A 24,311-nucleotide genomic window follows, 5' to 3' on the forward strand; every position below is an offset into this window, starting at 1 on the left:
CCCGTCCGGGTGTCGCGCGGGGATGCGCCACGCGAAGCCGGGCATGGCAACACCCGAAAACGGGTCGTGCCTCCCCCAAACACAGACGCTGCTGGAACAAGGAGTCGGGTCGTGCCCGCGTTCGTCGCTGTCCGAATACCGCATCACGCTCAATCACGCGCAAGCGTTCGCCGTGGCGTTCAGTTCGCCGGGAGGCGTCACGCATGACGCCAACCGCCACGCTGCTCGACTGGCTCCTGATCGCGTTCACGCTGGCCGCGGCCGGCTATGCGCTCGTCGCCGCATTTGCGCCGCGGCCGCGCACGCCGCGCACGGCCGCGCGCGACGGCTTCGAGCCGGTCAGCGTGCTCAAGCCGCTGTGCGGCGCGGAGCCGCACCTGTACGAAAACCTCGCGACCTTCTGCGAGCAGCGTCATCCGCGTCATGAAGTGCTGTTCGGCGTCGCGTCGGCGGCCGATCCGGCCATTGCCGTCGTCGAGCGGCTGCGCGCCGACTATCCCGAGTGCGACATCACGCTCGTGATCGACTCGCGCGTGCACGGCAAGAACCTGAAGGTCAGCAACCTGATCAATCTCGCGGCGCGCGCGAAGTACGGCCGCATCGTGATCGCGGACAGCGATATCGCGGTGAAGCCCGACTATCTGGAGCGCGTGACGGCGCCGCTCGCCGATGCGTCGGTCGGTGTCGTCACGTGCCTGTATCATGCGCGCAGCGTCGGCGGGTTCTGGACGCGAATCGGCGCACAGTTCGTCGATGCGTGGTTCGCGCCGTCGGTGCGGATCACGCACCTCGGCCGCTCGAGCCGCTTCGGCTTCGGTGCGACGCTCGCGCTGACGCGCGACACGCTCGACCGGATCGGCGGGTTTCTCGCGCTGAAGGACGAGCTGGCCGACGATTTCTGGCTGGCCGAGCTGCCGCGCCGCCTCGGGCGGCGCACCGTGCTGTCGGAAGTCGAGGTCGCGACCGACGTGATCGAGCCGTCGTTCGGACCGTTGTGGCACCGCGAGACGCGCTGGCTGCGTACGATCCGGTCGCTGAACCCGGCCGGCTTCGCGTTCCTGTTCATCACATTTACCGTGCCGTGGCTCGCGATCGGCGCGGCGCTCGCGGTGCGTCTCGACGGGACGTTTGCGGGTACGCTGGCCGGTTCCGCGGCCGCCGTCGGCGCATTCGGGCGGCTCGTGCTGCATGCGCGCGGCGAGGACGGCTGGCGCGCGTTCTGGCGCGACCTGCCGCTCGTCGCGGTGCGCGACACGCTGCTCGCGCTCGAGTGGCTCGCGGCCGCGTTCGGCACGCACGTCGTGTGGCGCGGCGCGAGAATGACGGTCGTCGGCGGCGAACGCGCGACGGCGGCGGTGGAAGGGGCGGACGGCAGCTAGGGCCGCGCCCGGACGAACCCGGCCCGAGGGCCGAGACGCGCTGCGCGGAGAAGCCGCGCGACGCGACATGACAGAGAGGCGGGCGCCGGCAGGGCGGCCCGCGGTTTTTTGACTGAATCGTTGAATCGAAACGAACTATGCAGGCTACCGGAGCATTCATGAAAACGCTGTTCTTGCAGGCCCCTTCGTACGACGGCTTCGACGGCGGAGCCGGCTCCCGCTATCAGGCGAAGCGCGAAATCCGTTCCTTCTGGTATCCGACGTGGCTCGCGCAGCCGGCCGCGCTCGTGCCGGGCAGCCGCGTCGTCGATGCGCCGGCCGACGGCCTGTCGGTCGAGGAAACGCTGAAGATTGCGAACGACTACGACCTCGTGATCATCCACACGAGCACGCCGTCGTTCCCGACCGACGCGATGTTCGCGCAGGATCTGAAGAAGATGAAGCCGTCGATGCTGGTCGGCATGGTGGGCGCGAAGGTGATGGTCGATCCGCACAACTCGCTCACGGCGAGCGAGGCCATCGACTTCGTGTGCCGCGAGGAATTCGACTACACCTGCAAGGAAATCGCCGAAGGCAAGCCGTTCCCCGAGATCAAGGGCTTGAGCTGGCGCGCGAAGGACGGCTCGATCGAGCACAACGAAGCGCGTCCGATCCTCGAGAACATGGACGAGCTGCCGTTCGTCGCGCCCATCTACAAGCGCGACCTGAAGATCGACAACTACTTCATCGGCTACCTGAACTACCCGTACGTGTCGATCTACACGGGCCGCGGCTGCAAGTCGCGCTGCACGTTCTGCCTGTGGCCGCAGACGGTCAGCGGCCATCGCTACCGCACGCGCTCGGTCGAGAACGTGCTCGCGGAAGCGAAGTGGATCCGCGACAACATGCCGGAAGTGAAGGAACTGATGTTCGACGACGACACCTTCACCGACGACCTGCCGCGCGCCGAAGCCATCGCCATCGGCCTGGGCAAGCTCGGCATGACGTGGTCGTGCAACGCGAAGGCCAACGTGCCGTACAAGTCGCTGAAGGTCATGAAGGAAAACGGCCTGCGCCTGCTGCTGGTCGGCTTCGAATCCGGCGACGACCAGATCCTCGTGAACATCAAGAAGGGCGTGCGCACCGATTTCGCGCGCCGCTTCAGCGCGGACTGCAAGAAGCTCGGCATCAAGATCCACGGCACCTTCATTCTCGGCCTGCCGGGCGAGACGCAGGAAACCATCAAGAAGACGATTGAGTACGCGAAGGAAATCAATCCGCACACGATCCAGGTGTCGCTCGCCGCACCGTATCCGGGCACGACGCTCTACAAGCAGGCCGTGGAAAACGGCTGGATGGAAGAGAACAAGACCATCAACCTGGTGAGCAAGGAAGGCGTGCAGCTCGCGGCGATCGGCTACGCGCATCTGTCGCGCGACGAGATCTATCACCACCTCGAGCAGTTCTATCGCCAGTTCTACTTCCGTCCGTCGAAGATCTGGGAAATCGTCCGCGAGATGCTGACGAGCTGGGACATGATGAAGCGCCGCCTGCGCGAAGGTGTCGAGTTCTTCCGCTTCCTGCGCGCGCACGAGGCCTGATTCGTGGCGACGCAGCGGGCGGCGCGGGCGCTGATCTTCACCGCGGACGACTTCGGGCTGCACCCGCGCGTCAACGCGGCGGTCGAGCGTGCGCACCGCGACGGCGTGCTGAACGCCGCGAGCCTGATGGTCGGCGCGCCCGCCGCGCAGGATGCGATCGAACGCGCGCGGCGGCTGCCGTCGCTCGCGGTCGGCCTGCATCTCGTCCTCGCGGACGGGCCGGCCACGCTGCCCGCGCATGAGATTCCCGCGCTCGTCGGCCCCGACGGGCGATTTGGCGACGCGATGGCGAAGGACGGCTGTCGTTTCTTCTTCCTGCCGCACGTGCGTGCGCAACTGCGCCGCGAAATCCGCGCGCAGTTCGACGCGTTCGCGGCGAGCGGCTTGCCGCTCGACCACGTGAACGCGCACAAGCATTTCCACCTGCATCCGACCGTGCTGTCGATGATCATCGAGATCGGCCGCGATTACGGGCTGCGCGCGGTGCGGCTGCCGTACGAGACGAGCGCGCCCGCGCTGCTCAAGCCGTGGATCGCGCTCGTGCGCGCGCGGCTCGACCGGGCAGGGCTTGCGCACAACGACTACGTGGTCGGGATCGAGCATACGGGCGCGATGGACGAGGCCGTGCTGCTCGACGCGCTCGCCACGCTGCCGCTGGGCGTCGGCGAGATCTACTGCCATCCGGCCGAGGCCGGCGACGGCCCGATCACGCCGACGATGGCCGGTTACCGTCCGGTCGACGAACTGGATGCGCTGCTGTCGCCGCGCGTCGCCGCCGCGTTGCAAGCGGCGGGCGTCGCGACCGGCGGTTTTGCCGACGTGTTTGGCCAGCGTGCGGTCCGGCGCGGTGCACACACGCCGCGCACACCGGGAGCGCAGCCGTCATGACCAAGTGGATCAAGTGGCTCGGCTGGCCGATCGGCATCGGCATCCTGCTCGCGCTGGGGCTGCACGAAGGCGTCGGCGACGTGTCGCAGATGCTCGCGCGCGCCGGTTACGCGCTGCTGTGGCTCGTGCCGTTCCATGCGCTGCCGCTGCTGCTCGATGCGTATGCGTGGCATCTGCTGCTGGACAAGCGCAGTTCGCTGCCGTTCCTGTGGTGGATCGCGACCGTGCGCGAGGCCGTGAACCGGCTGCTGCCCGTGGTCGGGATCGGCGGCGAGCTGGTCGGCATCCGGCTCGCGCGCTGGCAGGTGCCCGACGCGAGCCGCGTGACGGCGTCGGTGATCGTCGAGGTGCTCGTGACGATCGTCGTCCAGTATGCGTTTGCGGCGCTCGGCCTCGTGCTGCTGCTGGCGACGACGGACAACATGGGCGGCGGCACGATCGGCCTCGCGCTGCTGCTGACGCTGCCGTTGCCCGTGCTCGGCGTCGTGCTGATGCGGCGCGGCGGCATCTTCCACGCGATCGAGCGGTTCGCGGGCCGCCTGCTCGGCGATTCGCACCGGCTGCTGCAGGGCGTCGACGGCCGCCGGCTCGACGCCGACATCGACGGGCTGATGTCGCGCACGGGCCTGCTGTTCAGCGCATTCTTCTGGCAGCTGGCCGGCTATGTGCTCGGCGCGCTCGAGATCTACTGGGCGCTCGCGTTGCTCGGCCATCCGGTGTCGATCGGCGGCGCGATCGCGATCGAGGCGATGACGCAGGCCGTGCGGCATGCCGCGTTCATGGTGCCGGGCGGTCTCGGCGTGCAGGAGGCGACCGTCGTGCTGCTCGCGCAGATGTTCGGCGTCGACCGCGAGACGGCGCTGTCGCTCGCGCTGGTCAAGCGCGGCCGCGAGGTGCTGTTCGGCTGCCTCGCGCTCGGTTCGTGGCAGCTCGCCGAACTCGTGCGCACACGCCGCCGCATCGGCGCGGCACCCGTGGTGCCACGCGCGCCGCATCCGGCGAGCCGCGCGCCCGCAGCCGAAGCTGAAACCGAAACCGAAACGACGCATTGAACACGAGACGGGCCGCGTGCCCGTCTCGCGCTTTTGGCGTCGCGCGGGTATGCTTGCCGCGTGTTTTCTCGACGCGCAATTCTTCCGATGATTTTCCGTTTCCGGCTGCTTCCTGTGACGATGCTGGCCGCCGCGCTGGCGCTGACTGGCTGCGACGACAAGCAAGGTAACCTCGACGTGCAACGTATCAGGGACTTCTTCAATGCGATCAAGCCCGCGCCGCTGCTGCTGAAGGGGCTCAAGGTCGGCGAATCGACCGAGGCCGACGTACGCGGCACGATGGGCAAGCCCGAGACCGAGCGCGAGTTCACCGACGGCTCGAAGCGTTTCGAATATCCGCGCGGCCCGATGGGCAACCAGACGTGGTTCGTCGATCTCGACGCGAACGGCCGTTACACCGGCGCGACGCAGGTGCTGACCGCCGAGAATTTCGCGAAGGTGCGCCCCGGGATGAACGAGGACGAGGTGCGGCGCCTGCTCGGCAAGCCGGGCGACATCGCGCAGTATCCGCTGAAGCCCGAGACGGTCTGGAGCTGGCGCTGGCTCGAGGACGGCGTCAACACCGACGCGTTCTTCAACGTCCATTTCGGCCCGGACGGGCTTGTCTATACGACTTCGCGCTCCGACATCCTGAAGGGGCGGTGAGCCGGCCCGCGTCTGGCGCTATATCGAAAAAGCGACCGGAAAATTGCAAAAAGTCCGCTTCCCTGCGTGTCATCCGACTGTCAGGAAGCGGCTTTTTTCCTTTTGAAACAGCGGCGTAGGCCGGGGCCGCAAATGGCGGGGCGGGTTGCTGCGATGCAGCAATCGCATGCAAGGTGATTTGAGGCAATCAATTTCGCTTGCGACTATCCGCGTCAGCCCGGCGCGGGACAGGCATTCGCGTCGGCATCCATTCCAACTCTGGAGACGCGCGTGTTCCTTTACGGCTTTGGTCCTGTCCTCTGGGCCGGCACCGTGCAGACCATCGAGCTGTCGGTGCTGTCGCTCGCCACTGCGGTGGCGCTGGGGCTGATCGGCGCGGTGGCGAAGCTGTCGCACAACCGGGTGGTGCGAGCGATCGCGACCGGTTATACGACGCTGATCCGCTCGGTGCCCGATCTTGTGCTGATGCTGCTGCTGTTCTACAGCATCCAGATCTGGCTGAACCAGTTCACCGACCTCGTCGGCTGGGACCAGATCGACATCGACCCGTTCGTGGCCGGCGTGCTGACGCTCGGTTTCATCTACGGCGCGTACTTCACCGAGACCTTTCGCGGCGCGTTCCTGTCGGTGCCGCGCGGCCAGCTCGAAGCCGGCGCCGCGTACGGGATGAGCGGTGCACGCGTGTTCGCGCGGATCATGTTTCCGCAGATGATGCGCTTTGCGCTGCCCGGGATCGGCAACAACTGGCAGGTGCTCGTGAAGGCGACTGCGCTGGTGTCGATCATCGGCCTCGCGGACGTCGTGAAGGCCGCGCAGGACGCCGGCAAGAGCACGTTCAACATGTTCTTCTTCATCCTCGTCGCGGCGCTGATCTACCTCGCGATCACGACCGTTTCCAACCTCGTGCTGATCCAGCTCGAGAAGCGTTATTCCATGGGCGTGCGGCACGCAGAACTATGATCGAGATCCTCCAGGAATTCGGCAAGGCGTTCCTTTTCTGGGACGGCCAGCGCCTCTCCGGCCTTGCGGTGACGCTGTGGCTGCTCGTCGCGTCGATTTCGCTCGGCTTCGTATGCGCGGTGCCGCTCGCGGTCGCGCGGGTGTCGAAGAAGAAGTGGGTGTCGATGCCGGTGCGGTTCTACACGTACGTGTTCCGCGGCACGCCGCTCTACGTGCAGTTGCTGCTGATGTACACGGGCATGTACAGCCTCGAGTTCGTGCGTTCGCATTCGCTGCTCGACGCGTTCTTCCGCAGCGGCTTCAACTGCGCGATTCTCGCGTTCGCGCTGAACACCTGCGCGTACACGACCGAGATCTTCGCGGGCGCGATCCGTGCGATTCCGCACGGCGAGGTCGAGGCTGCGCGGGCATACGGGATGACGCCGTTCACGATGTACCGCCGCGTGATCCTGCCGTCGGCGCTGCGCCGTGCGCTGCCGCTGTACAGCAACGAGGTGATCCTGATGCTGCACGCGACGACCGTCGCGTTCACGGCGACCGTGCCCGACATCCTGAAGGTCGCGCGCGACGCGAATTCCGCGACCTACATGGCGTTCCAGTCGTTCGGGATCGCCGCGCTGATCTATCTTGCGGTATCGTTCGCACTCGTCGCGGCGTTTCGCCGTGCGGAGCGCCACTGGCTCGCGTATCTCGCGGCCGGCCGTCACTGATTTCAATTCGAGGAGAGCCAGATGGCCGAGATCACTCAAACGAGCGCTTCCGCTTCCACCAAGCTTGCGGCGGTCGACATTCACAAGCGCTATGGCGACAACGAGGTGCTCAAGGGCGTGTCGCTGAACGCGAAGGCCGGTGACGTCATCAGCATCATCGGCGCGAGCGGCTCGGGCAAGAGCACGTTCCTGCGCTGCATCAATTTCCTCGAGCGGCCGAATGCGGGGCAGATCGTCGTCGACGGCGAGACCGTCCGCACGAAGACCGACCGCGCCGGCGCACTCGAAGTTGCCGATCACAAGCAGCTTCAGCGCATCCGCACGAAGCTCGCGATGGTGTTCCAGCACTTCAATCTGTGGGCGCACATGAACGTGCTCGAGAACGTGATGGAGGCGCCCGTGCACGTGCTCGGCATTTCGAAGAAGGAAGCCGAGGAGCGTGCGCGCGAATACCTGGAGAAGGTCGGCCTCGCGCCGCGCGTCGAGAAGCAGTATCCGTCGCACCTGTCGGGCGGCCAGCAGCAGCGCGTAGCGATCGCGCGTGCGCTTGCGATGCATCCGGACGTGATGCTGTTCGACGAGCCGACGTCGGCGCTCGACCCGGAGCTGGTGGGCGAAGTGCTGAAGGTGATGCAGAAGCTCGCCGAGGAAGGCCGCACGATGATCGTCGTCACGCACGAGATGGGTTTCGCGCGCAACGTGTCGAACCACGTGATGTTCCTGCATCAGGGGCGGACCGAGGAAGAGGGCGATCCGAAGGAGGTGCTGGTGCGCCCGCAGAGCGAGCGGCTGAAGCAGTTCCTGTCGGGCAGTCTCAAGTAACGCGACAGGGCGGGTTTCATACGTGGTACCGGTGTCTCGTCCCGCAGGCGCCACCCGCACGACGCAGGTGGTGATCGTTGCATTGCCGCCCGTGTCGATGTCGGGCGTGGGTCCGATCGTCGATGCGCTGAATCTTGCGAACGAGATCGACGGGCGGCTGCTGTACCGCTGGCAGGTGTGTTCGTGGGACGGGCGGCCCGTGACGCTCGCGGGCGGTGCGCAGTGGCATGCCGATGCGGCGTTCAACGATGCGATCGCGTGCGACTGGCTGATCGTCGTGACCGAACGGTTCCAGCAGTTCGCCGACTACCGGTTGTTTCTCGCGAGTCTCGCGCGGGTCGGGCAGCGCACGCCGGTCGTGACCGGCATTCACCACGGCGTGTGGTGGCTGGCGATGGCCGGGCAGCTTTCCGGTTATCGCGTGAGCGTGAACTGGGAGACGTATCAGCAGTTCGCCGAGCAGTTCGAGCGCTCGATCGTCACGCAGCAGATCTTCGAGATCGATCGGGATCGCGCGACGTGCGCGGGCGGGCAGGCTACCGTGGATTTCATGCTGGCCATGATTGGCCGGGAACATGGTGTCGATCTCGCCGAGAGGATCGCCGATGCGCTCGGTGCGGGGACTTTGCGGAGTGGCGAGGAACGCCAGCGGATTCCTTTTGTGACTGCGCCCGGCGAGCGGCATCCTCAGTTGAACGATGCGTTGCTGTTGATGGAAGCCAATGTCGAGGATCCTCTGACTACCGATGAGATCGCCGAATTGGTCGGCGTTTCGCGCCGACAGTTGGAGCGGTTGTTTCGGCAGTATCTTGGGGCGATGCCCTCGAAGTATTACCTCAATTTGCGGTTGCTCAAGGCAAGGACGCAGTTGCAGCGCACGAGTAAGTCTGTCGTGCAGGTTAGTCTCGCCTGTGGGTTTTCTTCCGCTGCGCACTTTTCCAATGCCTATCGGGAAAGGTTCGGGGTGACGCCCCGGGAAGATCGGCGAGCGTGGCTCGAAAAGCAGACCGGGAGTGAGCCTCGCGGGGGCGCGTTGGTTGAGAGGGGGGGGAAGGATTGATTCGCGGTTTCGTGGTTTGCTTGCGGGTTGTCGTGAAGCACCTGTGATCGTGTCGGTCTATTAGCGTCGCCCCTGCGCGGGGCGGCGGTTACTTTTCTTTGTCTTGCCAAAGAAAAGTAACCAAAAGAAAGGCGCTGTGAAAACGCATGACTTCCCGGTGCCGTGGTCATCGGAGTGGCCACTGCCTAAGTGTCCGCGCCAGTCAGGAGACCGGAGTGGTTCGAGCAATGGTTCTGACGCATCACACCACCCAACGGAGCGGTATACCGCCCGCCAGCTCCATCCTCGCTTCGCTCGGCTGCAAGGTGATTCATGTCGCAAGGTGATGGTGTTTGCGGTGACCTTGCCAGGAGGCGTGCGACAAATGGACGACGACGGCGCACATCCGATCCCCAAGAGCAGCGATAGGGCTAGCCGGCAAGACCTAAGTAGGGTGCGACGTATGGCTTGCAATAGAACAGCGCGGCGAGCAACGTTACAACGAGAAGCGCTCCCCCCCAGCGACGTCCCGACCATCGTTTATACGCTACCGCGTTTAATATCGCGCATGTGACAGCGGGCCATAACAGCATAGCGAACATGCCCCACAGGAACTTCGCATGCGATGTGCAGTGTTCCATGTCGTTGCAGCCCGTCGCATGTGATTTCACCTCGGGCCAATGGATGTGATTGAGGGCGTAGATGGTCGCCCATGTGACGAGCAAGCCCCATACGAACCCGAGTACAGCGAGCGCCATACGCTTCATTTCACTTCCCAGAAAAGGATTTCTTTGGAATTGGCAAGGTCGGAGAACCAGTTGTTGTTTGTCAGTGGGTTTCGGAATCGCGACATGCCAATGCGGAAGCGTAAGAAATTCACGACGGATGGCGTAAGCGTGTCCTTGTTCCACAGGTCGATATGACCGCCGCTCAGTGCGTCGGCAGAGTCGCCATCCTGTCGCCAGTAGCCGAAAAAGTAGATGATACCGGTTCGGTTTTTTACCTTGTCTTGCCAGTCTGGGCCAGTGATATTTTCAGGTTTGCCAAGCCCAAGGAACGGGCGAAGCTTTAACCATTCAGCCAGTTCATACGCGCGCGTCGCTGTCGCTTTACCGCCAAGGATCAGACGGCCTAGCGTCTTCTTTCCGGGCATCGGCTTCAATACGTTTTGAGAAAACGACTTCATGTCGCTTCCGATGCTGTGAAACGTGACGCTCATGCGAATGGCGCATTGATTCTCATACTCGCCAGTGGGGTCGTCGTAGGGGTCTTTCTTCGGGTACGCGTTCCAAAGCGCTTGAAAGGACAGCGCTTGAAGCTGTACGGATTTCTTCGATTGTGGCGTGTTGTTCGTGCGGATCTTCGTGGATGGATTAGGCATGGCTTACCCCGCAGTGCTTTTTTGCAATCGCTTCGTCTCCCCAATAGATGGTGTAGTCTCCGGATCCGTCGCCGGTGTGGACGCGCGGTAGCTTGCCGCTTGTGTCGAGCACGCCGGAATGGATGCGGCCGTCTGCCGTCTCGATGTAATAGGGGTAGCCCTCTGGACCGTGGGCAGCACTGCCGCTAGCTTTCGCCTCGACTTGCTCATCAAATGTGCCTTTCTTGACCGACACGACGTGGCCCGTTATCGTTCGGCTCGAAACGACCTCCCCGAGACCCCTTAACCCATCATCACACTATGCTTCACCGGCAAGCAACGCAGTGATGCTCGGCGGAGTCGAGCAGCCGCACAGGACAATATCGCGATCTAGTGCGACTTCTCCCCGAAACTTGAGTCGATATGGCCCGCCAGCCTTTGCGATGATGCCGGTGCTTTGACATGCAATGCAGAACGCACTGCCGCCAATCAAGGCTGCCTGATGTCCGTGGACCAGGAACGGCGGTCCGCTGTATGGGTTAATTGTTCCGCCGCTTGAAAGGCTATCGCCCACAACTGCAATTCTTCTATTCATCGTTTGGCCCTCTCGGAAAGTCATAATCGTATCGGTGCGGCGTAAGGGGCCATCTCGATATTGTTCGAGGCGCTTGAGATCGAGTGAGCGCGCTGCTTGTGCATAGGATTCGTGGCGTCGCGTTCGTGCCGTGATTTCCGAAACTGATCGACCAACAGCACCGCTTGAGGGATGCGTACCTTGCAGCCGAGCGTAGCGAGGATGGAGCTGGCGGGCGGTATACCGCTTTTTTGGGTAGTGAGTGGTGTCAGAACCATTGCTCGAACCACTCCGGGCTCCTGACTGGCGCGGACACTTAGGCGAGGGCCACTTGGATGGCTACGGCACCGGGAAGTCATGCGTTTTCCGAGCGCCTTTCTTTTGGTTACTTTTCTTTGGCAAGACAAAGAAAAGTGACCGCTGCCCCGCGCAGGGGCGACGCTAATAGACCGACAAGTCAACAGGTGCTTCACGACAAACACAGGCGAACCACCAAAAAAACCACCCTGACACCAAAACCCACAGCCCCCCGCCCGGAAGGGCAAAATAGCCGCAGAAAAAGGGGCTTCCGATAGAACCCGTCGCAATTCCGCAAGACGCTTGCGTCACCCTTACCTAAACTTGATCCTGTTGAACCCTCTTACGAAACCGAAAGGAACGACCATGACGACCTCGACCGTGACCCGCCAGACATTCGACGAAGTGATGGTGCCGGTATTTTCCCCCGCCCCGTTCGTGCCGGATCGCGCAGAGGGCTCCCGCGTGTGGGACACGGCCGGCCGCGAGTACATCGATTTCGCATGCGGCATCGCCGTGACGTCGCTCGGCCACGGCCACCCGGAACTGCTGAAGGTGCTGGACGAACAAAGCCGCAAGCTCTGGCACATCGGCAACGGCTACACGAACGAGCCGGTGCTGCGCCTCGCAAAGCGCCTCGAATCGCTGACCTTCGCCGACCGCGCATTCTTCGCGAACTCGGGCGCGGAAGCGAACGAAGCCGCACTGAAGCTCGCACGCCGCGTCGCGTTCGATCGCCACGGCGCCGATAAAGCCGAAATCATCTCGTTCGTGCAGTCGTTCCACGGCCGCACGTTCTTCACGGTCAGCGTCGGCGGCCAGCCGAAGTACTCGGAAGGCTTCGGCCCCGTGCCGGCCGGCATCACCCACCTGCCGTACAACGACATCGAAGCCGCAAAGGCAGCGATCGGCCCGCAAACCTGCGCAGTGATCGTCGAGCCCGTGCAAGGCGAAGGCGGCGTGATCCCGGCCGATCCGGCCTTCCTGAAGGCGCTGCGCGAAGCCTGCGACGCCAACAACGCACTGCTGATTTTCGACGAAGTGCAAACGGGCGTCGGCCGCACGGGCCAGTTCTACGCCTACATGGACACGGGCGTCACGCCGGACATCCTGACGACCGCGAAGGCGCTCGGCAACGGCTTCCCGATCGGCGCGATGCTGACGACGAACGAACTGGCCGCGCACTTCAAGGTCGGTGTGCACGGCACGACGTACGGCGGCAACCCGCTCGCATCGGCGATTGCCGACAAGGTCGTCGAACTGATCGGCGATCCGGCACTGCTCGAAGGCGTGCGCGAACGCAGCGTGCGCCTGAAAGGCGCGCTCGAACGCGTCAACGCGCGCTTCGGCATCTTCGAGGACATCCGCGGCAAGGGCCTGCTCGTCGGCGCGGAACTCACCGCCGCGTTCGACGGCCGCGCGAAGGACTTCGTCACCGCAGCCGCCGAGAACGGCCTGATCATGCTGATCGCCGGCCCGAACGTGCTGCGCTTCGTCCCGTCGCTGGTGATCCCGTTCGACCTGCTCGACGAAGGCGTCAAGCGCTTCGAGAAGGCCGTCGAACAAGTGCTCGCCGCACAGGAAGCCACCGCGCGCTGATCGGCGCACCCATCGCAGACAGGAACGACGATGCTATTTGTTCGCCCCGGCAAACTCACGGATCTCGATGCGCTCGCGCACATGGCGCGCACCGCGCAGCCGGTCCTGCACTCGCTGCCGCACGACCGCGCGGCGCTCGAAGCGCGCGTGGCGCTCTCCGAGGATTCGTTTCGCGCGGACGTCGACTTCGCCGGCGAGGAGTTCTATCTCTTCGTGCTCGAGGATTCGTCGACGGGCAAGCTGCTCGGCACGGCGAGCATCGTGGCCGCGGCCGGCTACTCGGAACCGTTCTACGCGTTCCGCAACGACGCACTGATCCACGCGTCGCGCGAGCTGCACGTGAACCGCAAGATCCACGCGCTCACGATGTCGCACGAGCTGACCGGCAAGAGCCGGCTCGCGGGCTTCTACGTCGATCCGTCGCTGCGCGGCGACGCGGCCGCGCACCTGATCTCGCGCGCCCGGATGATGTATATCGCCGCGAACCGCCGCCGCTTCACGCCCGAAGTGTTCACGCTGCTGCTCGGCGTCAGCGACGGCAACGGCGCATCGCCGTTCTGGGAAGCGGTGGGCCGCAAGTTCTTCGGCCGCAACTTCACCGACGTCGATATCGCGTCGGGCGGCCGCAGCCGCACGTTCATCGCGGAAGTGATGCCGGCCTATCCGATCTACGTGCCGCTGCTGCCGGAAGCCGCGCAGCGCGTGCTCGGCGAGCCGAACGAGACGGCACTGCTCGCGTACGACATCCATCTCGAGGAAGGCTTCGAGCCCGACCGCTTCGTCGACATCTTCGACGCGGGCCCGGTGCTGACCGCGCAGGTCGACCGCACCGCATGCGTGAAGCACGGCGCGGAGCGCGTCGTGCGCGAGGCCGCGCACCAGCAGGGCGACGTCGCGTACATGGTGTCGACGGGCAGCGGCGAATCGTTCCGCTGCGTTCTGACCGACCTGCCGGGCGATACGGGTGACGCGCCGCTGGCCGGCGACGTGCGCGCGGCGCTCGATGTGAAGGATGGCGATGTCGTGCGCTGCGTGCCGCTGCACCGCCGCGACGATGAAGATTTGAAGGGAGACGCAGCATGATCGTCGTTCGGGTCGTACAAACGGGCGACGTCGATGCGCTCGTGTCGCTCGCGAAGGAAACCGGGCCGGGCCTGACCACGTTCAAGCCCGACCGCGACGCGCTCGCCGCGCGCATCGAGCGCACGCGCCGCACGCTGGCGGGCGAGGCCGCGCCCGGCGAGGCCGGCTACTTCTTCGTGATGGAAGAATCGACGACGGGCGACATCGCGGGCGTGTGCGGGATCGAATCGCAGGTCGGCCTCGAGCAGCCGTTCTACAACTATCGCGTGAGCACGGTCGTGCACGCGAGCCAGGAGCTCGGCGTGTGGACGCGAATGTCCGCGCTGAACATCTCGCACGACCTGACGGGTTATGCGGAAGTGTGCTCGCTGTTCCTGAGCCCGCGCTATCGCACGGGCGGCGTCGGCGGCCTGCTGTCGCGCTCGCGCTTCATGTTCATCGCGCAGTTCCGCGAGCGCTTTCCGGAACGCATCTGCGCGGAACTGCGCGGCCACTTCGACGAAGACGGCACGTCGCCGTTCTGGCGCGCAGTCGGTTCGCACTTCTACCAGATCGATTTCAACGCGGCCGACTACCTGAGCTCGCACGGCCGCAAGTCGTTTCTCGCGGAACTGATGCCGCGCTACCCGGTGTACGTCGACCTGCTGCCGAAGGATGCGCAGGATGCGGTCGGCCTCACGCACCGCGACACGCTGCCGGCTCGCAAGATGCTCGAGGCGGAAGGGCTGCGCTATCAGAACCACGTCGACATCTTCGACGCGGGCCCCGTGCTCGAATGCCACGTGAACGACCTGCGCACGGTGCGCGAGAGCGTCGTCGTGCCGGTCGCGATCGGCGTGCCTGACGTGCAGGGTGACCGTCCGCCGACATCGCTCGTGTCGAACACGTCGCTCACCGATTTCCGCGTCGGCGTCGCGCCGGGCGTGGTCGCGAACGGCGCGTTCGTGCTGTCGGCCGACGATGCAGTCGCGCTCGACGTGAAGGCCGGCGATCCGGTCCGCGTGCTGCCGCTCAAAGTCAAACAGGGATAAACGAATCATGACGGAACTCTTCATCGACGGCGCCTGGGTCGCAGGCTCGGGCCCCGTGTTCGCTTCGCGCAACCCGGGCACCGACGAGATCGCGTGGCAGGGCGGCAGCGCGTCGGCGGCCGACGTCGACCGTGCGGTCGCGAGCGCGCGCCGCGCGTTCGCCGGCTGGTCGGCGCTCGACTTCGAATCGCGCTGCGCGATCGTCAAGCGTTTCGCGGCATTGCTCAACGAACGCAAGGAAGCGATCGCAACTGCGATCGGCCGCGAGACGGGCAAGCCGCTGTGGGAAGCACGCACCGAAGTCGCGTCGATGGCCGCGAAGGTCGGCATCTCGATCCAGGCGTACCAGGAACGCACGGGCGAGAAGCGCCAGGACATGGCCGACGGCGTCGCGGTGCTGCGCCACCGCCCGCATGGCGTCGTCGCGGTGTTCGGCCCGTACAACTTCCCCGGCCACTTGCCGAACGGCCATATCGTGCCCGCGCTGATCGCCGGCAACACGGTCGTGTTCAAGCCGTCGGAGCTGGCGCCGGGCGTCGCGCGCGCGACGGTCGAGGTGTGGCAGGAAGCCGGGCTGCCGGCCGGCGTGCTGAACCTCGTGCAGGGCGAGAAGGACACGGGCATCGCGCTCGCGAACCATCGGCAGATCGACGGGCTGTTCTTCACGGGCAGCTCGGATACCGGCACGCTGCTGCACAAGCAGTTCGGCGGCCATCCGGAAATCGTGCTCGCGCTCGAGATGGGCGGCAACAACCCGCTCGTGATCGGCGAAGTCGAGGACATCGACGCGGCCGTGCATCACACGATCCAGTCGGCGTTCCTGTCGGCCGGCCAGCGCTGCACGTGCGCGCGCCGCATCTTCGTGCCGCAGGGCGCGTTCGGCGACCGCTTCCTCGCGCGCTTCGCCGACGTCACGTCGAAGATCACGGCCGACGTGTTCGACGCCGATCCGCAGCCGTTCATGGGCGCGGTGATCTCGGCGCGCGCGGCGGCGAAGCTGGTCGACGCGCAGTCGCGCCTGGTCGAGCAGGGCGCGCAGCCGATCGTCGCGATGACGCAGCGCGATCCGCGCCTCGGTTTCGTGAACGCGGCGATCGTCGACGTGACCGGCGTGGCGAACCTGCCCGACGAAGAACATTTCGGCCCGCTCGCGCAGATCGTCCGCTACGCGACGTTCGACGAAGCGATCGAACGCGCGAACGACACGGCGTTCGGCCTGTCCGCCGGCCTGCTGGCCGACGACGCGCGGGTCTGGGAACACTTCCGCCGCACGATCCGCGCCGGGATCGTCAACTGGAACCGGCCGACCAACGGTGCATCGTCCGCCGCGCCGTTCGGCGGCACGGGCCGCTCGGGCAACCATCGCCCGAGCGCGTACTACGCGGCCGACTATTGCGCGTATCCGATGGCGTCGGTGGAAAGCACGCAACTGACCTTGCCCGCGAGCCTGTCGCCGGGCCTGCATTTCTGATCGAGGGAACGACGATGAACGCACAAGAAGCCAATTTCGACGGGCTCGTCGGCCCGACCCACAACTACGCCGGGCTGTCGTTCGGCAACGTGGCGTCGCTCAACAACGAGAAGTCGGCCGCGAACCCGAAGGCCGCCGCGAAGCAGGGGCTGCGCAAGATGAAGCAGCTCGCGGATCTCGGTTTCGCGCAGGGCGTGCTGCCGCCGCAGGAGCGGCCGTCGCTGCGCCTGTTGCGCGAGCTCGGCTTCTCGGGCAAGGACGCCGACGTGATCGCGAAGGCCGCGAAGCAGGCGCCCGAGCTGCTCGCCGCGGCGAGCTCGGCGTCGGCGATGTGGACCGCGAACGCGGCCACCGTCAGCCCGTCGGCCGATACGAGCGATGGCCGCGTGCACTTCACGCCGGCGAACCTGTGCAGCAAGCTGCATCGCGCGATCGAGCACGACGCGACGCGCCGCACGCTGTCGACGCTGTTTGCCGACCCCGCGCACTTCGCGGTGCACGAGGCGCTGACGGGCACGCCGGCGCTCGGCGACGAAGGCGCGGCGAACCACACGCGCTTCTGCGCCGAATACGGCAAGCCGGGTATCGAATTCTTCGTGTACGGTCGCGCGGAATACCGCCGCGGCCCGGAGCCGAAGCGCTTCCCGGCACGCCAGACCTTCGAGGCGAGCCGCGCGGTCGCGCATCGCCACGGGCTCGCCGAAGAGGCGACGGTCTATGCGCAGCAGGATCCGGACGTGATCGACGCGGGCGTGTTCCACAACGACGTGATCTCGGTCGGCAACCGCGACACGCTGTTCACGCACGAGCGCGCGTTCGTCAACAAGCAGGCGATCTACGACACGCTGACCGCCGCGCTCGACGCACGCGGCGCGCGCCTGAACGTGATCGAGGTGCCCGACGCGGCCGTGAGCGTGAACGACGCGGTGACGTCGTATCTGTTCAACAGCCAGTTGCTGTCGCGCGCCGACGGCTCGCAAGTGCTCGTCGTGCCGCAGGAATGCCGCGAGAACGCGAACGTCGCGGCCTATCTCGACCAGCTCGCGGCCGGCAACGGCCCGATTCACGACGTGCTCGTGTTCGACCTGCGCGAAAGCATGAAGAACGGCGGCGGCCCGGCGTGCCTGCGCCTGCGCGTCGTGCTGAACGAAGCGGAGCGCGCGGCCGTCACGTCGAACGTGTGGATCAACGACACGCTGTTCGCGTCGCTCGACGCGTGGATCGACAAGCATTATCGCGACCGTCTCGCACCGGAAGACCTCGCCGATCCGGCGCTGCTCGACGAATCGCGCACGGCGCTCGACGAGCTCACGCAGATCCTGCGCGTCGGTTCGTTGTATGACTTCCAGCGCTGAGGCACGGATGTCCGCCGCCGTACCGCTCGACGACTTTCTCGCGTTCACGCTGGCCGGCGGCACGCCGGCCGTGACGGACGGCGCCTGTGCGGGCGGCGCGGTGCGCTGGTCATGGCTCGGCGACGGGCTGGTCGCGCTCGAACCGGCCGCAGCTGACGGCACGGCGCGCGCGAGCGTGCTCGTGTCGGCCGGCGTGCACGGCGACGAGACGGCGCCGATCGAGCTGCTGTCGATGCTCGTGCGCGATCTCGCATCGGGCGCGCTGCCGCTCGCGTGCCGGCTGCTGGTCGTGCTCGGCAACGTGCCGGCGATGCGTGCCGGCGAGCGTTATCTCGACGACGACCTGAACCGCCTGTTCAGCGGTCGCCACGCGCAGGTGCCCGCGAGCCGCGAAGCCCCGCGTGCCGTGCAGCTCGAAACGGCCGCTGCCGCGTTCTTCGCGGCGGCACCGGCCGGCGGCGTGCGCTGGCACATCGACATGCATACGGCGATCCGCGCATCGGTGTTCGAGCAGTTCGCGCTGCTGCCGCATACAGGTACGCCGCCGACGCGCACGATGGTCGAATGGCTCGGCGATGCGCGCATCGCGGCCGTGCTGCTGCATACGGCGAAGGGCAACACGTATTCGCATTTCACGGCGGAGCACTGCGGCGCGCTCGCCTGCACGCTCGAACTCGGCAAGGTGCGGCCGTTCGGCCAGAACGACCTGGCGCGCTTCGCGCCGGCCGACCTGGCCGTGCGCCGGCTCGTGTCGGGTGCGTGGGGCGGCCATCCGCGGGGCGATGCCGTGGCCACGTTGCCGCGCGTGTTCACGGTGATCGACCAGATCACGAAGCAGAGCGACGCACTCGAGTTGTTCGTCGCGGCCGACGTCGCGAACTTCACCGCGTTTGCGCGCGGCACGGTGCTCGCGCAGGACGGCGACTACCGCTACACGGTGACGCACGACGAGGAACGGATCGTGTTTCCGAACCCGACCGTGAAGCCGGGCCTGCGCGCGGGCCTGCTCGTCGTCGACACGACGCGCGAGACGCTCGCGGCGCTGGTCTGAGCGCGTGTCCCGACCGATGGCGCAGCCGCGACGGCACGCGGCCCTAGCCTGACCCAAAACCTTTCGCTATCCCGTCGTCGCCTGCATGCCGGGGGCGGACGGCAGGTGGCCCCCCGGCTTGCATATTTGCGACACCGTCTTGCAAGTTCGGCGGATCGCCCGACCGGCGCCGCGCACGCAGCGCAGCATCGCGCGTCGTCACCCGCTTTGCCATACCGGACCGCGCGGATTGGTACAATCGCGGCCTTGCGGCTGTTGCGCCGCATCACGGCGCGGCATCGCGATTGTCGTGGTCATCCGACCCTGCAATGATGCAAGCGCCCGTAGTTCCGGAACATTCGAGTATCGAGGAGAGCACCTGATGAAGTTGGATTGGCGTAAAGTGGCCGCGCATGCGGTGATGGCGGCATCGGCGGTGGCGGCAGGCAGCGCGGTTGCCGCGGATCTGAAGGAGATCCGGTTCGGCGTCGAGGCCTCGTACGCACCGTTCGAATACAAGACGCCCGACGGCAAGCTGACCGGCTTCGACATCGATATCGGCAACGCGGTGTGCGCGAAGCTGAAGACGAAGTGCGTGTGGGTCGAGAACGACTTCGACGGCCTGATCCCGGCGCTGCAGGCGCGCAAGTTCGATGCGATCAACTCGGACATGACGATCACCGACCAGCGCAAGCACGCGATCGCGTTCACCGATCCGATCTACACGATTCCGAACCAGCTGATCGCGAAGCAGGGCAGCGGCCTGCTGCCGACCCCGCAATCGCTGAAGGGCAAGCGCGTCGGCGTGCTGCAGGGCACGATCCAGGAAGCGTACGCGAAGAAGAAGTGGGCGCCGGCCGGCGTCGAAGTCGTGCCGTACCAGACGCAGGACCTCGCCTATGCCGACCTGAAGTCGGGCCGTCTCGACGCGACGTTCCAGGATTCGGAAGCCGGTTCGAAGGGCTTCCTGACGAAGCCGCAGGGCCAGGGCTTCGCGTTCGCGGGCAGCACGGTCAGCGATACCGAGATCCTCGGCTCGGGCGTCGGCTTCGGCCTGCGCAAGAACGACGCGGCGCTGAAGACCGCGCTCGATCAGGCGCTGAAGGACCTGAAGGCCGACGGCACGATCGACAACCTCGCGAAGAAGTACTTCAGCGTGCCCGTGACGCTCAAGTAAGCGTTTCGTTCGATCGCACGATGCAAGCAAACCGGCCGCTGATGCGGCCGGTTTGCTTTCGGGCGGCGGGAAACGGCGGCGGCGGGGCGGCCGGCCCCCGCGTTACGCGGGGAAGAACCGGCCCAGTTCGCGCGCGAGCTCGTTGAGCACGCTCATCTCCTGCTGCGTGATCTTGCGCGCGGGCTGCGCGCCGGCCCAGTCGCCGTACAGCAGCGCGACGGTCGTCGTGCCGACGCGCACGGGCAGCAGCACGAACGCGCGCGTGTCGTCGAACGCATCCAGATACCACGCGGGCAGGCGCTTGAGCATCTTCGGTTCCTGCGCCTGCTCGATGAAGATGCCGACCGAATTCGTGATCGCGAGATGAAACACGTCCGGCTCGAAGCGCTCGTCGAAGCGCAGCCGGTCGAGCGTCGTATCGACATCCGGGCCGAAGCCGAGGCGCGCGGCGAACGTGCCGTCGTCGTGACGCACGAACATCACGGTGCGCGTGAACGCGAGGCCGGCCAGCAGGCTTTCCGACGCGAGCGCGAGCACCGGCGTCAGCACATGCTCGGACGGTAGCGCACGCAGGTCCGCGAGGCCGGCTTCGAGGCAGGCCTCGGGCTCGGCCTGCGCCCGTGCGATCGCATCGGCGTTCGCGCGCAGCTCGACGATCTCGCGCATCACGGTGTCGCTCGCTTCCTCGCGCGCGAGCCGGTCGGCGATCTCGACGAGCGCGTCGGATTCCATGTCGAGCTCGGCGCCGTAGTGCTGCGCGAGCGTCGCAATGCGCGCGTCGCGCTGCGGACTCGCGGGCATCACGAGCGCGCTCGCGACGTCGGTCGAGCAGCGGCTCACCGCGCGCAGCCAGCGTACGCGGTCGGCCGGGCCGTCATCGGCCGCATGGCCGGCGTTGCGATCGTCGTCGTATTCGTCGTCGAACGCGTCGGCGCGGGCCGCGTGGCCGTCGTCGTTGGCCATCCCCGCGCGGATCACGTCGGGCAGCCGCCAGCGCGCAGCGGCTTCGAGCCCGATCTCGTCGAAGCCGACGCCGAGCACGTCGAGGCAGGCGGCCGATTCGTCGCCGTGCAGCTCGGCCGCGCGCCGGCGGATCCGGTCCCATTCGCTGTCGAGATAGCAGACCACCAGCAGCTTGCCGACCTGGCGCATCAGCGTGCAGACGACGGCTTCCTCGCCGCCGCGCAGCTCGGCGTGCTCGGTGAGCTTGCGCGCGACGCAGCCGGACAGCAGCGCGCGGTTCAGTTCGAGCTTCGCGTCGATACGCCGCGGCGTGCTGTGGTGGAAATGGTCGACGAGCTTCAGCCCGACGACGAGATGGCCGACGGCGTCCATGCCGAGCACCATCAGCGCGCGGGTGACGGTCGTGATGTTGCCGCCGAACGCCATGTACATCGCGGAGTTCGCGAGCCGCAGCACTTTCTGCGTGAGCGCGAAATCCGACAGCACGACGCGCACGAGCGCGGTGAAGTCGAGATCGTCGTTCTTCATCGCGGCCATCGTCGCGCGCAGCGATTCCGACAGCAGCGGGAAGTCGCCCCGTTCGTTCATCCGGGCCCACAGCTTGTCGAGCAACGCGGTGCGGGGCAGGTGTTCGGTGATTGACATACGGATCTGTCCGGTTCGCCGCGTGTCAGGCGGCAGCGTGCAGGTGCAGCTGCTGCGCCTCGAAGCGCCGTGCGAGTTCCTCGGACGGCAGCGCCTGGCAGACGAGCCAGCCCTGGATGTGATTGCAGCCCATCTCCGTCAGCAGTTCGCGCTGCGCCTCGGTCTCGACGCCTTCGGCGACGAGCTCGAGATCGAGCGTCTGCGCGAGGCCGACCACCGCCGACACGATCGCGCGGTCGTTGCGCGAGGTCAGCAGGTTCTCGACGAAGCTGCGGTCGATCTTCAGTTTCGCGAGCGGGAAGCGCTGCAGGTACGCGAGGCTCGAATAGCCGGTGCCGAAATCGTCGATCGCGAAACGGATGCCGAGATCGGTCAGTTCCTCGAGCAGCCCCTTCGCATGCGCGGGGTCGTGCATCAGCAGGCTTTCGGTGATTTCGAGCACGATGCGGCGCGGGTCGATGCCCGTCAGCGCGATCGCCTCGCGCACGCTCTGCGTGAAGCGCGGGTCGCGGAACTGCTGCGGCGACACGTTGACCGCCACGTACTGCAGCGCGAGCCCCTGGCGGTCCCACGCGACGAGCTGCATGCACGCGGCCTTGAGCACCCAGTTGCCGAGATAGTTGATCAGGCCGATCGATTCGGCGAGCGGAATGAAGGTCGCCGGCGGCACGAGGCCGTGCACCGGATGGCGCCAGCGGATCAGCGCCTCGACGCCGACCACCGCGCACGACTGGCTGTGCGTGATCGGCTGGAAATGGAGCGAAAACTCGCCGTTGCGCACGCCGTCGTACAGGTCGGCTTCGAGCTTCAGCCGTTCCGCGTCGGCCGGATCGTCGACGGGCGCATGGAACGCGAGCGCGTTGCCGCCCGATGCTTTCGCCTGCGCGAGCGCGTGGTCGGCGCGGCGCAGCAGCGGGCTGTGGTGCTGCGCACGATGCGGCGCGGCACGCTCGTCCGGATAGAGCGCGATGCCGATGCTCGCGGACAAGTGCACGGTCTGCCCCTGGTACGCGTAGGGCTCGCGCACCGCGGCCTGCAGCCGGCGCGCGAGCGCGTCGGCTGCATTGCTCGCCTGCGTGCGGTCCGGCGCGCCGAGTACGACCGCGAACTTGTCGCTCGCGACGCGCGCGAGCCGTTCGTTCGGCGTGACGAGCGCCTTCAGCCGCTGCGCGGTCTGGCGCAACAGCGTGTCGCCCGCGTCGTAGCCGAGCGCGCGGTTGATCCGCTGGTAGTCGTCGAGGTCGAGCAGCAGCAGCGCCGCGCAGGTGCCGTCCTCGTCGGCCGTCTGCTGCGCGCGCATCAGTGCGGGCACGAGCGCGGACAGGTTGTCGAGCCCCGTCATCGGGTCGTGGTGCATTTCGTACGTCAGGCGCGCCTCGAGCGCGCGCCACGACGATACGTCGAACGCCGCGATCGCGAAGCCGTCGACTCCGTGGTGGCGGCTCTTGAACGCGCGGATCTCGACGTCCAGCGGGTAGGTCAGGGACTTGACGATGCACATCGTCGCCTTCTCGACCTGGCCCGAACGCGCGGCGCGCGCAAGCAGGCCTTCGAGCGCCGCGGTATCCTGTTCGGCGATCAGGTCGCGCAGCGTGAGCGTGTGCAGGTAGTCGCGGTGGTAGCCGATGAAGCGCAGGCTCGCGTCGGACACGTACAGAAAGCGCAGTTCGCGGTCGACATGGGCGAGGAAGTCCACCGTGCCGACCGTCTGTTCCAGCCAGTCGCGCACCGAGTCGTCGCGGCGCGGCGCACCGGCGCGCGCGGGCATCAGCGCGCCGCCCGACCAGGCGAAGCGGCGCAGCGTATGCAAGGCACTGCGCCAGGAGCCCTTGCGTGACGTCTGTTTCCTGTTGGCTTCCATGTTTCTCGATGACGTGAAGGGCTGGAACCGGTTGTCCGGAAGGAATAACGGCAGACTGTGCGGAATCTTTAACGGCCGGGCGCGGGTGGCGCTGCCGCGGGACCGGATCATGCACGTGCGTTCGACAGGCGAACGCCGACGTGGCCTACATCGAGGCTGACTTTATAAGAAATGAGGACGCAGATGAAGCGAAAACTGTTGCTGGGCGCCGTCGCGGCGCTGGTGGCCGGCCATGCGCTGATGGCGCAGGCGGAACTGAAGCCGGGCGCCGCGGCGCCGGACTTCACGACGCAGGCGTCGCTGGGCGGCAAGACTTACACGTACTCGCTCGCCGACGCGCTGAAGCAGGGCCCGGTCGTGCTGTATTTCTACCCGGCCGCCTTCACGAAGGGCTGCACGATCGAGGCGCATGCGTTCGCGGATGCGGTCGACCGTTACAAGGCTTACGGCGCGACCGTGATCGGCGTATCGGCAGACAATATCGACACGCTGACGAAGTTCTCGGTGAGCGAGTGCCGGAGCAAGTTCCCGGTCGCGGCCGACCCGGACGCGAAGATCATCCGCGAATACGACGCGAAGCTGCCGGCGCTCGACCGCGCGAACCGCGTGTCCTACGTGATTTCGCCGGAAGGGAAGATTCTGTACGAATACACGAGCCTGTCGCCCGACAAGCACGTCGAGAACACGCTGGCCGCCGTGAAGGCGTGGGCCGACGCGCATCCGAAGCAGTAAGCGGCCGGCCCAGGCACCCAAGCGGCCCGTCGTGCGGGCCGCGGGCAGGGAACACGCG

Annotated in this window: 20 protein-coding genes and 1 pseudogene; 17 read left to right on the forward strand and 4 right to left on the reverse strand. The window is 66.3% G+C overall.

Features of this window, described 5'->3' with window-relative positions; all coding sequences use genetic code 11:
• Window positions 1-203: 203 nt before the first annotated feature.
• The 9 genes from hpnI to LXM88_RS10840 all read left to right on the forward strand — a co-directional run bounded on the left by hpnI (window position 204) and on the right by LXM88_RS10840 (window position 9,096).
• Window positions 204-1,379: a bacteriohopanetetrol glucosamine biosynthesis glycosyltransferase HpnI gene (gene hpnI / locus LXM88_RS10800; protein WP_262542051.1), complete on the forward strand. Its 1,176-nt coding sequence runs from the start codon at window positions 204-206 to the stop codon at window positions 1,377-1,379.
• Between the two features lie 137 nt (window positions 1,380-1,516).
• Window positions 1,517-2,959, forward strand: a complete 1,443-nt coding sequence (gene hpnJ / locus LXM88_RS10805) for a hopanoid biosynthesis associated radical SAM protein HpnJ (protein ID WP_400158219.1) — start codon at window positions 1,517-1,519, stop codon at window positions 2,957-2,959.
• A 3-nt stretch (window positions 2,960-2,962) separates the two neighbouring features.
• The gene (gene hpnK / locus LXM88_RS10810) at window positions 2,963-3,847 is read left to right on the forward strand and encodes a hopanoid biosynthesis-associated protein HpnK (RefSeq protein WP_262542056.1); all 885 of its coding nucleotides are present in this window, start codon (window positions 2,963-2,965) and stop codon (window positions 3,845-3,847) included.
• Entirely contained in the window at window positions 3,844-4,899 is a 1,056-nt protein-coding gene (locus tag LXM88_RS10815) for a lysylphosphatidylglycerol synthase domain-containing protein (protein WP_262542058.1), read from the forward strand. Before hpnK ends, LXM88_RS10815 begins: the two co-directional genes overlap by 4 nt.
• An 87-nt stretch (window positions 4,900-4,986) precedes the next feature.
• Window positions 4,987-5,544: a lipoprotein gene (locus LXM88_RS10820; RefSeq protein ID WP_047900222.1), complete on the forward strand. Its 558-nt coding sequence runs from the start codon at window positions 4,987-4,989 to the stop codon at window positions 5,542-5,544.
• Window positions 5,545-5,814: 270 nt separating this feature from the next.
• The gene (locus LXM88_RS10825; protein ID WP_031400068.1) at window positions 5,815-6,504 is read left to right on the forward strand and encodes an ABC transporter permease; all 690 of its coding nucleotides are present in this window, start codon (window positions 5,815-5,817) and stop codon (window positions 6,502-6,504) included.
• The gene (locus LXM88_RS10830) at window positions 6,501-7,214 is read left to right on the forward strand and encodes an ABC transporter permease (RefSeq protein ID WP_204426048.1); all 714 of its coding nucleotides are present in this window, start codon (window positions 6,501-6,503) and stop codon (window positions 7,212-7,214) included. The genes LXM88_RS10825 and LXM88_RS10830 overlap by 4 nt, the downstream gene beginning before the upstream one ends.
• Window positions 7,215-7,235: 21 nt before the next feature.
• The gene (locus tag LXM88_RS10835) at window positions 7,236-8,036 is read left to right on the forward strand and encodes an ABC transporter ATP-binding protein (protein ID WP_174382243.1); all 801 of its coding nucleotides are present in this window, start codon (window positions 7,236-7,238) and stop codon (window positions 8,034-8,036) included.
• 22 nt (window positions 8,037-8,058) lie between these two features.
• Window positions 8,059-9,096, forward strand: coding sequence for a GlxA family transcriptional regulator (locus LXM88_RS10840; protein ID WP_262542067.1), 1,038 nt, complete (start codon window positions 8,059-8,061; stop codon window positions 9,094-9,096).
• Window positions 9,097-9,838: 742 nt separating this feature from the next.
• Here the strand turns inward: LXM88_RS10840 and LXM88_RS10845 are convergent.
• Together LXM88_RS10845 and LXM88_RS10850 are read right to left on the reverse strand one after the other, a co-directional pair.
• Window positions 9,839-10,456: a type VI secretion system amidase effector protein Tae4 gene (locus LXM88_RS10845; RefSeq protein WP_262542069.1), complete on the reverse strand. Its 618-nt coding sequence runs from the start codon at window positions 10,454-10,456 to the stop codon at window positions 9,839-9,841.
• Window positions 10,449-11,030: pseudogene (locus tag LXM88_RS10850) on the reverse strand (PAAR domain-containing protein). Before LXM88_RS10850 ends, LXM88_RS10845 begins: the two are co-directional and overlap by 8 nt.
• A gap of 642 nt (window positions 11,031-11,672) precedes the next feature.
• Here LXM88_RS10850 and LXM88_RS10855 point away from each other — a divergent pair.
• From LXM88_RS10855 to LXM88_RS10885, 7 genes are all read left to right on the forward strand, one after another.
• The gene (locus tag LXM88_RS10855) at window positions 11,673-12,905 is read left to right on the forward strand and encodes an aspartate aminotransferase family protein (protein ID WP_262542073.1); all 1,233 of its coding nucleotides are present in this window, start codon (window positions 11,673-11,675) and stop codon (window positions 12,903-12,905) included.
• 30 nt (window positions 12,906-12,935) lie between these two features.
• Window positions 12,936-13,988 (forward strand): arginine/ornithine succinyltransferase subunit alpha, encoded by a 1,053-nt coding sequence (gene aruF, locus LXM88_RS10860; RefSeq protein WP_262542075.1) that lies wholly within the window; start codon window positions 12,936-12,938, stop codon window positions 13,986-13,988.
• Window positions 13,985-15,019 carry an arginine N-succinyltransferase gene (gene astA / locus LXM88_RS10865; RefSeq protein WP_262542078.1) on the forward strand — a complete coding sequence of 345 codons (1,035 nt, stop codon included), beginning with the start codon at window positions 13,985-13,987 and terminating at the stop codon, window positions 15,017-15,019. The genes aruF and astA overlap by 4 nt, the downstream gene beginning before the upstream one ends.
• A gap of 7 nt (window positions 15,020-15,026) precedes the next feature.
• Complete coding sequence (gene astD, locus LXM88_RS10870) at window positions 15,027-16,490, forward strand: succinylglutamate-semialdehyde dehydrogenase (protein ID WP_262542081.1); 1,464 nt, start codon at window positions 15,027-15,029, stop codon at window positions 16,488-16,490.
• Between the two features lie 14 nt (window positions 16,491-16,504).
• On the forward strand, window positions 16,505-17,845 hold the full coding sequence (gene astB / locus LXM88_RS10875; protein WP_262542084.1) for an N-succinylarginine dihydrolase: 1,341 nt from the start codon (window positions 16,505-16,507) through the stop codon (window positions 17,843-17,845).
• A gap of 7 nt (window positions 17,846-17,852) precedes the next feature.
• The gene (gene astE / locus LXM88_RS10880) at window positions 17,853-18,896 is read left to right on the forward strand and encodes a succinylglutamate desuccinylase (RefSeq protein WP_262542087.1); all 1,044 of its coding nucleotides are present in this window, start codon (window positions 17,853-17,855) and stop codon (window positions 18,894-18,896) included.
• A 361-nt stretch (window positions 18,897-19,257) separates the two neighbouring features.
• On the forward strand, window positions 19,258-20,052 hold the full coding sequence (locus LXM88_RS10885; protein ID WP_262542089.1) for an ABC transporter substrate-binding protein: 795 nt from the start codon (window positions 19,258-19,260) through the stop codon (window positions 20,050-20,052).
• Between the two features lie 102 nt (window positions 20,053-20,154).
• Here LXM88_RS10885 and LXM88_RS10890 read toward each other — a convergent pair whose 3' ends face one another.
• Both LXM88_RS10890 and cdpA read right to left on the reverse strand, forming a co-directional pair.
• Window positions 20,155-21,660, reverse strand: coding sequence for an HDOD domain-containing protein (locus LXM88_RS10890; RefSeq protein ID WP_262542092.1), 1,506 nt, complete (start codon window positions 21,658-21,660; stop codon window positions 20,155-20,157).
• A 25-nt stretch (window positions 21,661-21,685) separates the two neighbouring features.
• Window positions 21,686-23,428: a cyclic di-GMP phosphodiesterase CdpA gene (gene cdpA, locus LXM88_RS10895; RefSeq protein ID WP_262542824.1), complete on the reverse strand. Its 1,743-nt coding sequence runs from the start codon at window positions 23,426-23,428 to the stop codon at window positions 21,686-21,688.
• A 276-nt stretch (window positions 23,429-23,704) separates the two neighbouring features.
• Here cdpA and LXM88_RS10900 point away from each other — a divergent pair, with 276 nt between their 5' ends.
• On the forward strand, window positions 23,705-24,253 hold the full coding sequence (locus LXM88_RS10900; RefSeq protein ID WP_176046887.1) for a peroxiredoxin: 549 nt from the start codon (window positions 23,705-23,707) through the stop codon (window positions 24,251-24,253).
• The last annotated feature ends 58 nt before the right edge of the window (window positions 24,254-24,311 follow it).

The organism is Burkholderia sp. S-53 (assembly GCF_025560745.1).
GTDB lineage: Bacteria > Pseudomonadota > Gammaproteobacteria > Burkholderiales > Burkholderiaceae > Burkholderia > Burkholderia pyrrocinia.

Excerpts from the sequence above, each read along its gene's own strand:
- hpnI (WP_262542051.1), top strand. The coding sequence starts at position 204 with ATGACGCCAACCGCCACGCTGCTCGACTGGCTCCTGATCGCGTTCACG.
- hpnJ (WP_400158219.1), top strand. The coding sequence starts at position 1,517 with ATGCAGGCTACCGGAGCATTCATGAAAACGCTGTTCTTGCAGGCCCCT.
- LXM88_RS10815 (WP_262542058.1), top strand. The coding sequence starts at position 3,844 with ATGACCAAGTGGATCAAGTGGCTCGGCTGGCCGATCGGCATCGGCATC.
- LXM88_RS10820 (WP_047900222.1), top strand. The coding sequence starts at position 4,987 with ATGATTTTCCGTTTCCGGCTGCTTCCTGTGACGATGCTGGCCGCCGCG.
- LXM88_RS10830 (WP_204426048.1), top strand. The coding sequence starts at position 6,501 with ATGATCGAGATCCTCCAGGAATTCGGCAAGGCGTTCCTTTTCTGGGAC.
- LXM88_RS10835 (WP_174382243.1), top strand. The coding sequence starts at position 7,236 with ATGGCCGAGATCACTCAAACGAGCGCTTCCGCTTCCACCAAGCTTGCG.
- LXM88_RS10845 (WP_262542069.1), bottom strand. The coding sequence starts at position 10,456 with ATGCCTAATCCATCCACGAAGATCCGCACGAACAACACGCCACAATCG.
- LXM88_RS10855 (WP_262542073.1), top strand. The coding sequence starts at position 11,673 with ATGACGACCTCGACCGTGACCCGCCAGACATTCGACGAAGTGATGGTG.
- aruF (WP_262542075.1), top strand. The coding sequence starts at position 12,936 with ATGCTATTTGTTCGCCCCGGCAAACTCACGGATCTCGATGCGCTCGCG.
- astA (WP_262542078.1), top strand. The coding sequence starts at position 13,985 with ATGATCGTCGTTCGGGTCGTACAAACGGGCGACGTCGATGCGCTCGTG.
- astD (WP_262542081.1), top strand. The coding sequence starts at position 15,027 with ATGACGGAACTCTTCATCGACGGCGCCTGGGTCGCAGGCTCGGGCCCC.
- astB (WP_262542084.1), top strand. The coding sequence starts at position 16,505 with ATGAACGCACAAGAAGCCAATTTCGACGGGCTCGTCGGCCCGACCCAC.
- astE (WP_262542087.1), top strand. The coding sequence starts at position 17,853 with ATGTCCGCCGCCGTACCGCTCGACGACTTTCTCGCGTTCACGCTGGCC.
- LXM88_RS10885 (WP_262542089.1), top strand. The coding sequence starts at position 19,258 with ATGAAGTTGGATTGGCGTAAAGTGGCCGCGCATGCGGTGATGGCGGCA.
- LXM88_RS10890 (WP_262542092.1), bottom strand. The coding sequence starts at position 21,660 with ATGTCAATCACCGAACACCTGCCCCGCACCGCGTTGCTCGACAAGCTG.
- cdpA (WP_262542824.1), bottom strand. The coding sequence starts at position 23,428 with ATGCCCGCGCGCGCCGGTGCGCCGCGCCGCGACGACTCGGTGCGCGAC.
- LXM88_RS10900 (WP_176046887.1), top strand. The coding sequence starts at position 23,705 with ATGAAGCGAAAACTGTTGCTGGGCGCCGTCGCGGCGCTGGTGGCCGGC.